The sequence below is a fragment of the Weissella bombi genome (genome assembly GCF_900094835.1).
GTDB classification, from domain to species: domain Bacteria; phylum Bacillota; class Bacilli; order Lactobacillales; family Lactobacillaceae; genus Weissella; species Weissella bombi.
The window spans coordinates 19,571-30,994 of the sequence record NZ_FMAO01000010.1 but is presented as its reverse complement, the minus strand read 5'-3'; the positions used below and the strand labels follow the sequence as shown (position 1 = coordinate 30,994).

Below are 11,424 nucleotides of genomic sequence, written 5' to 3'. Positions count from 1 at the left end.
ATATAAGCTTTGATAATTAAAATTAAAGTAAATGAATAATTAAAAATACAGGGGATTTTTAAAAATGGATAAAGCAAAAGTATTAGTTACTGGGATTATTCCTGAAGAGGGATTAGTTGAATTACGTCAAAATTTTGATGTTACGTATGAACCTGAGAAGGAAACACGTGAATGGATTCTTGATAATCTAAAGGATTATGATGGTTTGTTGTTAATGGGAACAAAGGCTGATAAAGAGTTAATTGATGCCGGAACAAATCTAAAAATTATCACAGCAAACGGTGTTGGCTTTGATCATATTGATATTGAATATGCTAAGGAAAAAGGCATTGTGGTTTCAAATTGCCCAACAGGTGTGCGAGTACCAACGGCTGAAATGACTTTCGCTTTGATTTTGGCAACTGTCCGTCGTTTGTCATTTTATGATAAGGTTGTTCGTAATGGGGATTGGATCGATGTTTCTGAACAACAATACATGGGTATGAGCTTGCAAGGCAAGACGCTTGGTATTTATGGTATGGGACGCGTTGGCTCAGAAGTTGGTCATTTCTGTCAAGCATTAGGAATGAATGTTATTTATAATGACGTTCGTCGTTTAGATGCTGATTTAGAAAAAGAGCTTGATGTAAAGTATGTTGATTTTGATACGCTAGTTAGTGAATCAGATGTTATCACGTTACATGCACCAGCACTTCCTTCAACTGAAGGTATTTTCAATAGTGAAGTATTTAAGAAGATGAAGAACACGGCTTACTTGGTTAACGCGGCACGTGGTGTTCTAGTTAAAGAGAATGATTTGGTTAATGCATTACAATCTGGTGAAATTGCTGGTGCTGGATTAGATGTATTTGAACACGAACCTGAAGTTTCAAGTGAATTACGCGCATTAGACAATGTTATTATGGCACCTCATGCAGGAACTGGTACATTGGAAGCACGTACGGCAATTGCTAAAGAAGCATCTAATAATTTAATATCATTCTTGCAAAAAGGTGAGCCACTAAATTATGTTAATGCATAGTTTAAAAAAATAGGAGAAATCCTATTTTTTTAGCAATTTTGTTAATCGGTTAACCTGAAAAAGAAAGAGAAAATTATGGAATTTAAAAAGGTATTTGAAGATGAATTAGATCATTGTTACGCCATTATGCGTCTTAAGGATAACGATGAAGATTTTATTGTTGTGGCATCAGAAGAGGACAGCCCTTGCTATGCCTATGATTTAAATAATAATTACGCAAGAAAAACAGTTTGGTCAAGCGTGGGCGGTACGATGACGATGGTGCAAATTCCAGGGACTTTAAATTTTTTGGCTACGCAAAAATTTTATCCTGGTTTTAATTCACCAAATTGTCGCATTGTTAAAGAGAAGTTCAATGGTAATGACTGGGATCAAGTAGTTATTGGCGATTTTCCGTATGTTCATCGTTTTGATGTTTTTCCTAAGTCAGATGAATCAGGTTACTGGTTTGTTGGCTGCTCAATTGCTAACTCTAAAAAGAATGCTGAAGACTGGTCTGATCCAGGAAAAATATGGGTTGGTGAGTATGACGATGATAATGAGCAGGTGAATAATTTACATGCATTAGATTTTGCTTTGACTAAGAATCATGGTTACAAGCGTATGGCAGGTTATTCGTTAATTACTGGTGTGCAGGGAATCTTTAAATTACAGCACCCTACGGCAACGAGTGACTGGCAATTAACACAGTTATCTGATATTGAAACTTCAGATATTTTTAGTGCCGACATTAATCAAGACGGACACCCAGAATATTTGACGATTGAAGGATTCCATGGTCCATACTTGCGGATTTCAGATGAAAATTTTAATACGATTAAATTGAGTCAACCAGAAACACCATTTGGACATGCGATTTGGGGCGGAAAATTAATTGATGGTAATGAATACTTTATTTTTGGTTGGCGTTCAGGCAAGCAAAACTTGGAATTAATTACAAGTGATCAATTAGATACACAGTTAATTGATGAAAAGGTTGGCCCAAGTAATGTGACAGTTTATGAAAAGAATGGTCGCGAATATTTGTTATCAGCAAATCGTGAGTCAAACAAAGTGGCCGTTTACGAGATTAGCCTAAATTAGGGGAAGTTTTATGACAAACTATTATTTGACCATTGATAATGGTGGTACGAATACCAAGGTGACCATTTTTGATGATGATGGTAGTCAAATTTCAGTTTCTGCTTTTCCAACAAAAGGAATTGAACGGAAAGCAGGATTTCATGAAATTAATTTATTAGATTTAAAAAATAAATTGGTTATTGCCATCAAAGATGCATTGGATAAAGTTGATCTAAGTGGTAATGAGATTGCTGGTATTACAACAGTAGGTCATGGTAAGGGATTGTACGTTTTAGACAAAAATAACCATGTTTTTATGGATGGTATTTTGTCTGCAGACAATCGTGCAACGAGTTATGCAGCACAATTTGAAGATAAAGTTTCGGAAATTTATGATATCAGTCATCAACATGTTATGCCGAGTCAAGCACCGGTAATTTTACGTTGGCTAAAGGAACATGAACCAGAAAATTACAATAAGATTGGCAAAATTTTATCTAACAAAGATTTTATACGGTTTATATTAACCGGTGAAATTAAGCAAGAAATTGGGGATGCATCTGGTAATAATTTTATTAATTTAAATACAAAACAATATGACAGAAGATTATTTGATTTCTTTGAAATTCCTGAAATGTTTGATAATATGCCAAGTTTGGTAAATGCAACCGAGCAATGTGGTGGCATTACCGACGAAGTGGCCGTGATGACAGGATTAATAGCAGGTACCCCAGTTTTTGGAGGCATGTTTGATATTGATGCATGTGCTATCGCAACAGGTGTTTTAGATAATGACAAGCTTAGTCTAATTGCTGGAACATGGAATATGAATACGTTTGCTGATGACAAATTAGCACCGCTTGAGAGCGGCTTAATGAATTCAATTTTTCCAACAGGCAAGAATTTGATTGAAGCTTCAAGTCCCACTTCTGCAGGTAACTTATCAATTATTATTAACATGCTTTTGACATCAGAAATGCGTGATGCGAAGGCAAGCGGTGTTTCTATTTATGATAATTTAGAAGTATTTCTAGAAAATACGGATGCAAACTTTTCTAAAGTTATCTTTTTTCCATATTTATATGGTAGCAATTCTGATGCAAAGGCAACGGCATCGTTTATTGGACTTCAAAGTACAACAACAAAGTCAGAGTTAATTCGGGCAGTGTACGAAGGCATTGTCTTTGCTCATAAATACCATGTGCAAAAATTATTGACTGTTCTAGGTAAAAAACCAAGTGTTATTCGCATGTCTGGCGGTGGCACAAATTCACCAAGTTGGGTACAGATGTTTGCAGACATTCTAAATTTGCCAATTGAATTGGTCGAGGCTAATGAACTCGGCGGTTTAGGCGGGGCAATGGCAGCAGCTGTTGGTTTAGGTGAGTATGCAACGCTTGAAGAAGCCGTTGTAAAAATGTGCCATGTAAAGCAAAGATATGAGCCACGGACAGATCAAACGCGTATTTATGATAAAAAATATGCAGCATTTATTTCATTGATGAATGCTTTAGATGGCAATTGGGAACTTTTAAAGTCATTTCAAGAAGGTGAATAGCATGACAGTAAATGCATTGGGAATTTACGAAAAAGCATTACCTCAGGATTTAACCTGGGAAGAAAAATTTAATTTAGTTCATGAATTAGGGTTCAATTTCTTAGAGTTTTCTGTTGATGAAAGCGAAGATCGACTAGCTCGTTTAGATTGGACCCGTGAACAACGGACAAGTTTTAGAGATACAATGTGGCGGACGCATAGCCGTATTAATACGTTAATGCTTTCAGGACAGCGGTTATATCCATTGGGTTCTGCTGATCCCAAAGTTCGTCAAGAATCGTTAACTATCATGGAGAAGGCAATTGATTTGGCAGTTGACTTGGGAATTCGTAATATTCAAGTAGCTGGATATGATGTGTATTATGAAAAAAAGACGGTTGAATCACGAGAACTATTCGTTGAAAACTTAGAAAAATGTGTTCGAATGGCTGCTAAGAAAATGGTCATGCTTTCTATTGAAACAATGGATGATCCATTTATCAATTCTATTGGTAAAATCTCACACTATAAAAAGCTGATTAAAAGTCCTTGGTTGCAGGCCTATCCTGATTTAGGAAATATTTCTGCTTGGCCAGAAAATGATATTTCATATGATATTGAGGACTATGTGCAAAATATTGCCGCTATCCACCTTAAGGATACGTTGCCAGTGACACCTACGTCTGAAGGAAAATTTAAAGAGGTGCCATTTGGTACGGGTTGTGTCGACTTTGAAGGATGTTTAAGAATGCTAACTAGATTAAATTATTCTGGTAGTTACACAATTGAGATGTGGACAGGCACTAGTGACAATGCCATCGCTGAAATTAAGCAGGCTAAAAAATTCTTTGATGATATTTTTGAAAAAGTTGGTATTACGCAAGAGCCTGTTAATTATTTAGAAGGAGTTAAAAACTAATGCTTGAAGATTTAAAACAAGAAGTTTATGAAGCTAATATGAAACTACCTGCATTGGGCCTTGTTTCTTTTACTTGGGGTAATGTATCTGGTATTGATCGTGATAAGGGATTATTTGTCATTAAGCCTTCTGGTGTTTCATATGATGAATTGAAGCCTGAAGATATGGTGGTTGTTGATTTGAATGGGAAAGTTGTTGAAGGAAATATGAACCCATCAAGTGATACGCCAACACATACTTATCTATATAATCATTTTCCAAATGTTGGTGGTATCGTTCACACGCATTCACCATGGGCGGTTTCTTTTGCTGCTGCTAAGATGGATGTTCCTGCAATGAATACAACGCATGCAGATACTTTCTACGGTGATATTCCAGCCGCAGATGCTCTTAGTCAAAGCGAAATTGAAGAAGATTATGAAGGTAATACTGGTAAAACAATCGTAAAGACATTCAACGAACGTCACATTGATTATGAAGCAGTGCCTGCCGCTTTGGTTAGTCAACATGGTCCTTTTGCATGGGGACCAACGCCAGACAAAGCAGTTTATAATGCTAAAGTTCTAGAAGTGGTTGCTGAAGAAGATTACCACACAATGTCATTAACACATAATAACTCAGATTTACCACAGTACTTGTTGGATAAGCATTATTATCGTAAGCATGGTGCAAATGCTTATTATGGACAAGATAATGCGCAATCGAAGAATCATGCTGATCGTGCTTAATAAGCATATTTGATTAATAAAAAAGCAAGTTACCAAGTGCTGGTAACTTGCTTTTTAATATGGATTAAAAGTTAACTGGACTGTAAGATAAAATGATAAATATCATAACAACTAAAATAATAAGACCAGTTAACCATTTATAGGCAACAAGGAGTGCAATAAATTCACGCATTAATGCTGTAGGTAAGAAGTAAGATGAAACAGGTGAACCAACGCCATTTGCGTGTAGTTTTGCTTGTTGTGCATATAACATACTTCTTAAAACGTGATAATTATTTGTTGCGAAAATAACATTTGGTTTTCTTGATTCTTGCCAGTCTGCTGTAATTTTTTCTTTTGAAAAGACCATGTTTTCAAAGGTTGAAGTTGAGTTATCTTCTAGGATAATCTTATTATCGGGTATTTGTTTTTGACGTAAATATTTAGCCATTGCAAAAGCTTCAGAAACAGGTTCATCGGGTCCTTGGCCACCAGAGACAATGATTTTGGCTTGAGGATTCTTATGGTAATACTCTAGTCCTTTATCCAAGCGGGCTTGTAATAATGGTGTAACTTCTTCCGAGCTAATACCGGCTCCTAGCACGATAATGTAATCGGGAATTTTACGATAAGGTGTTAATTGATATAACGCTGAGCAAAATAGGTAACAAACGAATAAACCGATGAATACAATATCAAGAACAATTAGTATTGAGAATAAAATTGATAATGGTAGTGGCAATTCCTTACTAATAAATATTGGAATGATACTAAGTGCGATAATGAATAGGACATTTAGTCCAAAAAAAGCTGATAATTTACCGACAAGATTACGACCTTCTTTTGAAGCCATAACATGTGTGTTATAAATAAGACGAATACAAATGTAAATTACCGTGATTGGTATGATGACATAAGTAACTGCTAAAATGATAAATTGTAAGGTAATAGGTAGGAAAGTACTGTTATTTAATGCAAATAAACTTAGTAATAAACTGCTGAACATGAAACAACAGAACAAGATAATACTGATAAAAAAACGATGATTTAGATATGTAAAAATAGCAGCAAACAATAAAAGTAATATTATGATTATAAATGTAATTGACATACTCTCTCCTATAAAGTGTTTTGATTATTATCAGTATAGCAATTATATAAGCAAAGAAACAATTTGAAAGGCAAAATTATGGCAAATAAATATCCAACCGCAGAATTAGTGGGTGTTGTTATGAAACAGGCGAATACAGGCGAATATATACCCAAAGAAGATCAGATAGATGTACAGCCATTTCATAGTTGGCGTATCGGTAAACACACAAAAGGTAAATTACTTGAACCAGGACAATTATTTTTAACAGAAAATAATTTAATTGTGATGTTAGTCGCAATTAAACCGCTTGCATTCAAAAATCGACATACTATAAACCCGATGGCACGCTTTTTAACAACAACGGTGTCAGAAACGGTAAAAAATCAATTGTTAACAAACTATTCAAAGCAAATGTAAGCGCAAAACACAAGGGGTGCTATTTTATAGAACTCGCGTTAAACTAGTGATTATAGAGTTTGTTTGTTTAGACTATAGGAGGAAAATAAACATGGCAACAGCAGAATTTGGGGTTGTAGGATTAGCCGTTATGGGGCGTAATCTGGCGTTAAACGTTGCTTCACGTGGGTATAAAGTAGCAGTTTACAATCGTACATCTGGACGTACAGAAGATTTGGTAGCAAAGCATCCTGATTCAGGCTTTGTACCTAGTTATTCAATTGAAGAATTTGTTGCATCAATTCAAAAGCCACGCCGTATTTTGTTGATGGTTAAGGCAGGAGCAGGAACTGACGCTGTTATTGAAGAATTATTACCTTTCTTGGATGAAGGTGATATTTTGTTGGATGGTGGTAACACGTTCTTTGAGGACACAATTCGCCGTTCTAAAAAATTAGAAAAATCAGGTATTAATTTCATTGGAATGGGGGTTTCAGGTGGTGAGTTAGGTGCTTTGCAAGGCCCTTCAATGATGCCTGGTGGACAGCGAGCTGCTTATGATTTAGTAGAACCTATTTTGAAAGAAATCGCTGCTAAAGCACCAGAAGATGGCAAACCAACAGTAACTTATATTGGACCTGATGGTGCAGGACACTATGTAAAGATGGTTCATAATGGTATTGAATATGGTGATATGCAATTGATTGCTGAGTCATATGATATTTTGAAGCGTGTTTTACAATTAGATAAAAATCATTTAGCTGATACATTTGCAGAATGGAATAAGGGTGAATTGGATTCATACTTAATCGAAATTACTGCTGACATCTTAACACGTGATGATGATTTAGGATCTGGCAAGCCAATGGTTGATATGATTTTGGATCGTGCTGGTAATAAGGGAACTGGAAAGTGGTCATCACAATCTGCACTAGAAGTTGGTGCACCACAATCTCTTATTACAGAGTCAGTATACGCACGCTACATTTCAGCATTGAAGACAGACCGTGTTGCTGCATCAAAGGTGTTGTCAGGACCAACGTATGAATTTGACGGTAACGTTGCTGATGCAATTGAAGATGTTCGTAAGGCATTGTACTTTGGTAAGGTTATGTCATATGCGCAAGGATTTGATCAATTACGGATGGCATCAGACTACTATGATTGGTCATTGCCATTTGGTGAATTAGCACAATTATGGCGTGCAGGGGCAATTATCCGTGCACAATTCTTGCAACGTATTACAGATGCTTATAATGAAACACCTGACTTGCACAATTTGTTGTTATCACCTTACTTTAAGCAAATCGCTGAATCATATCAAGACGCAGCTCGTCGTGTGATTGCATTAGCTACGGCAGCTGGTGTACCAGTACCATCATTGTCAGCTGCAGTTGCTTATTATGATTCATATCGTTCAGCAGTTTTGCCTGCAAACTTGATTCAAGCACAACGTGATTACTTTGGAGCACATACTTATGAACGTGTCGACAAGCCAGCTGGTGAAATGTACCATTATTCATGGTATGACGAAGCATAAATTGAAAACTATGTGAAATTTATGTTGTTACGCTGTTTAAAGTATGCTAATATTTAGCTATCGAAACAAAACCCGTACATTAATTGGAAAGAGGATATCAAATGTTTAAATTTGTTAACAATAATAATAATAATCGTTTGAACTCAATACAATTAGTGATTGGGCGTTTTGTGTAACGCTTAAAACTGTGAGAACTTACGAAGCAGTCAACCAATTACTAAATTGGTTGACTGCTTTTTTGTTTATTTTTATATGAGGAGAGACATTATGGCGCAAGATGTTGAATTAAAACGATCGATGGGGATTTGGTCTGGACTGTCGTTAGTCGTTGGAACAGTTATTGGATCGGGTATATTTTTTAAACAAGCGGGTGTTCTACAAACTGCTGGCTCATCAACATTAGGTTTGTTAGCTTGGTTAGCAGGAGGAATTATTACATTGGCTGCGGGCTTAACAATTGCTGAAATTGGGGCTCGCTTACCGAAAACAGGTGGTCTGTATAGTTATATTGAATCACTATATGGACCGGTTGCTGGTTTCTTGACGGGATGGATGCAAGTCGTTATTTATGCACCAGCCGTGATTGCTTCAATCGCAGGATATGCAGCCTTTTTGACTGCTAACTTTTTAGGCGTACCAACCAGTTATGCAACCTGGATTGCTGTTTTATATGTGGCTTTTATTGCAGGTGTTAACTTGTTTGAAAATCGTGTTGCGGCTGGATTCCAAGTGCTCACAACTTCAATTAAATTGATTCCGATTGCTATTTTAATTATTTATGGTTTATTTTTTGGAAAAGTTGATGCACTAGGACAAACTGTGACACATACTGTTACCCATGGTGGTGGCTTTGGAATGGCTATTTTGGCAACTTTGTTTGCGTATGATGGTTGGATTTTATTAGCTAATATTGCTGGTGAATTAAAGAACCCTCGTCGTGATTTACCACGTTCACTTGTTGGTGGGGTAAGTATTATTGTGATTGCTTATGTTGGTGTTTCATTCGGTGTATACCATGCTTTACCATCTGACAGAATTGTAGCTTTACAAAATAACGCCACATTTACTGTGATGCGTGCAGCTTTCGGTGATTTAGGAGGTCGTGCATTAAGTATTGCGATTATCATTTCAATGTTGGGAACATTAAATGGTAAGATGATGTCTTTCCCTCGTATGGCTTACGCGATGTCTAAAGATGGTCTATTTCCAAAATATTTATCAAAACTAACTCGTAAAACACAAGAGCCAACTAACGCAATTTTGACGGTTGCGGGTATGACAATTGCTTTAGCAATTGTTTATACGAATGGTGTTGATCGTTTGTCAGATATTGCAATTTTCACAATCTGGATTTTCTATACTGCAGCCTTCTTTGGTGTCTTTATCTTGCGTCACAAAAATAAGCAAGCCGCCGTACAACTAGATGAAAATACTTTGTTCAAAACGCCATTGTTCCCAATTACACCATTAGTCGCTATTTTCGGTGCTTTATTTGTGATTGGTTCTACGATTTTAAATGACTTTACTGGGGCAGTTATTTCACTACTACTAGTTGCAGTTGGTTTACCAGTATTTTATTACTATAACCACAAGCGGAAGCAAGGATAGGTGGAATAATTGTCAGCCTTGTTAAAACGCGGTACACTGACTCTATTAGAATTTGATTAGAGGTAGTAATAAATGACGTGGGCAACGCAAGCAAAAGAGTATGAACAGGGGCTAATTAATGATTTAAATCAAATTATCCGTATCCCTTCTGTATTGGATCCAAAAACACAGACACCCCAAACGCCATTTGGTATTGAAATGATTCGTGCATTGAGTCAAATGGAAGCATTTGCTAATCGTGACGGTTTTCGTTATGGACGTGTTGATAATATGGTGACGTGGATTGAGTTTGGACCACAAGATGCAGCTGAAACGGTTGGTATTTTAACTCATATTGATGTTGTACCAGCTGGAGATGGGTGGCTACGCCCCGCATTTACACCTGAAATATTGGATGGCCTTTATTTTGGTCGTGGTGCTGCTGATATGAAAGCTGACCTGATGTCAGCGTACTATGCGATGAAGATGTTAGCTGACCAAAAACGTGTTTTAAAACGTAAAATTCGTTTGATAATTGGTACGGATGAAGAAAATGGTTGGCGAGATATTCCTCGTTATATCGAACAAGAGGGTGAACCGACGTTAGGATTTTCACCAGATGGCGCTTTTCCGGTTGTTAATGGTGAAAAGGCCTTTCAAACGGTACAGTTGCGTTTTCCAAGTTTGTCTGATGGTGCGTATATCCTAGAAAGATTTATGTCAGGTAGTCGACCTAATGTTGTGCCAGGTGAGGCTAAAGCTAGGGTACAAGTGCCTAAGGGTGTTGATTTAATTAAAGATTTTGAAAATTACTTGGAACAATATCCTTTTCTAAATGGTGAAGCTAAACAAAATGGGCAAACGGTTAAAATTTTGCTGTTAGGTGTTCAGGCACATGGTGCTTATCCAGCGGATGGTAAGAATGCCGGCACGTATCTTGCACACTTCTTGAGTCGTTATGATTTTGGCGGGGATGCGCGTGCATTCCTTGATTTTGTTGGTGTTACGATTCATCAAGATGTTTATGCTAATGGACTAGGGTTAACATATCATGATTCACAGATGGGAGATTTAACGCTGAATGTGGGTGTGATGCGTTATAGTCATCGTGGGCAAGGGACCATTTTGTTGAATTTCCGTTATCCGCAAGGTGTAAATTTACAAGCGGTTATTACGCAAGTCCAGCGGCATTTAGGTGCATTGAATGCGGATGTGACTAAGGTTCAGGCGGGGATGCCGCCTCATTTGGTACCAATTGAAGATGAATTAGTGCAGGTCTTATCTGATGTTTATGCAGAACAAACGGGTGAGTATTTGCCACCGAGAACGTCTAATGGTGGGTCATACGCACGTTTGCTAAAGCGTGGTGTAGCGTTTGGTGGTCAGTTCCCGGATGTAAAAGTAACGAGTCATCAGGCTAATGAAAGTACACCAGTTGCTAATTTAACAAGAACAATGGCTATTTTTGCTGAGTCATTGTGGCGTTTATGTAAATAAAATAGTATGAGATAAAAGATGTTTTGAAGTCTCTGCTGAATATAGGGTTGGAACATAAGAAAATG

At 37.0% G+C, this 11,424-nt stretch carries 10 protein-coding genes; 9 read left to right on the top strand and 1 reads right to left on the bottom strand.

Going from position 1 to position 11,424, the window contains the following annotated elements:
• Positions 1-64: 64 nt before the first annotated feature.
• The 5 genes from GA0061074_RS06955 (at position 65) to GA0061074_RS06935 (ending at position 5,267) form a co-directional block, all read left to right on the top strand.
• A complete protein-coding gene (locus GA0061074_RS06955; RefSeq protein WP_092463194.1) occupies positions 65-1,021 on the top strand; it encodes an NAD(P)-dependent oxidoreductase in 957 nt (318 codons plus the stop codon).
• Positions 1,022-1,096: 75 nt separating this feature from the next.
• Positions 1,097-2,104, top strand: coding sequence for a hypothetical protein (locus GA0061074_RS06950; RefSeq protein ID WP_174855280.1), 1,008 nt, complete (start codon positions 1,097-1,099; stop codon positions 2,102-2,104).
• Positions 2,105-2,114: 10 nt separating this feature from the next.
• On the top strand, positions 2,115-3,641 hold the full coding sequence (locus GA0061074_RS06945) for an FGGY-family carbohydrate kinase (RefSeq protein WP_092463192.1): 1,527 nt from the start codon (positions 2,115-2,117) through the stop codon (positions 3,639-3,641).
• 1 nt (position 3,642) lies between these two features.
• The gene (locus GA0061074_RS06940; protein WP_092463190.1) at positions 3,643-4,539 is read left to right on the top strand and encodes an L-ribulose-5-phosphate 3-epimerase; all 897 of its coding nucleotides are present in this window, start codon (positions 3,643-3,645) and stop codon (positions 4,537-4,539) included.
• A complete protein-coding gene (locus GA0061074_RS06935; protein WP_092463187.1) occupies positions 4,539-5,267 on the top strand; it encodes an L-ribulose-5-phosphate 4-epimerase in 729 nt (242 codons plus the stop codon). Before GA0061074_RS06940 ends, GA0061074_RS06935 begins: the two co-directional genes overlap by 1 nt.
• Before the next feature lie 64 nt (positions 5,268-5,331).
• Here GA0061074_RS06935 and GA0061074_RS06930 read toward each other — a convergent pair whose 3' ends face one another.
• A complete protein-coding gene (locus GA0061074_RS06930) occupies positions 5,332-6,099 on the bottom strand; it encodes a YdcF family protein (protein WP_240005853.1) in 768 nt (255 codons plus the stop codon).
• A gap of 336 nt (positions 6,100-6,435) precedes the next feature.
• On the opposite strand from GA0061074_RS06930, the gene GA0061074_RS06925 reads away from it, so the two are divergent.
• The 4 genes from GA0061074_RS06925 to pepV all read left to right on the top strand — a co-directional run bounded on the left by GA0061074_RS06925 (position 6,436) and on the right by pepV (position 11,359).
• Positions 6,436-6,756, top strand: coding sequence for a DUF7671 family protein (locus GA0061074_RS06925; protein WP_092463183.1), 321 nt, complete (start codon positions 6,436-6,438; stop codon positions 6,754-6,756).
• 91 nt (positions 6,757-6,847) lie between these two features.
• Positions 6,848-8,275, top strand: coding sequence for an NADP-dependent phosphogluconate dehydrogenase (gene gndA / locus GA0061074_RS06920; protein WP_092463181.1), 1,428 nt, complete (start codon positions 6,848-6,850; stop codon positions 8,273-8,275).
• A 267-nt stretch (positions 8,276-8,542) separates the two neighbouring features.
• Positions 8,543-9,883: an APC family permease gene (locus GA0061074_RS06915; RefSeq protein ID WP_092463180.1), complete on the top strand. Its 1,341-nt coding sequence runs from the start codon at positions 8,543-8,545 to the stop codon at positions 9,881-9,883.
• Positions 9,884-9,955: 72 nt separating this feature from the next.
• On the top strand, positions 9,956-11,359 hold the full coding sequence (gene pepV, locus GA0061074_RS06910) for a dipeptidase PepV (RefSeq protein ID WP_092463178.1): 1,404 nt from the start codon (positions 9,956-9,958) through the stop codon (positions 11,357-11,359).
• Positions 11,360-11,424 lie beyond the last annotated feature (65 nt).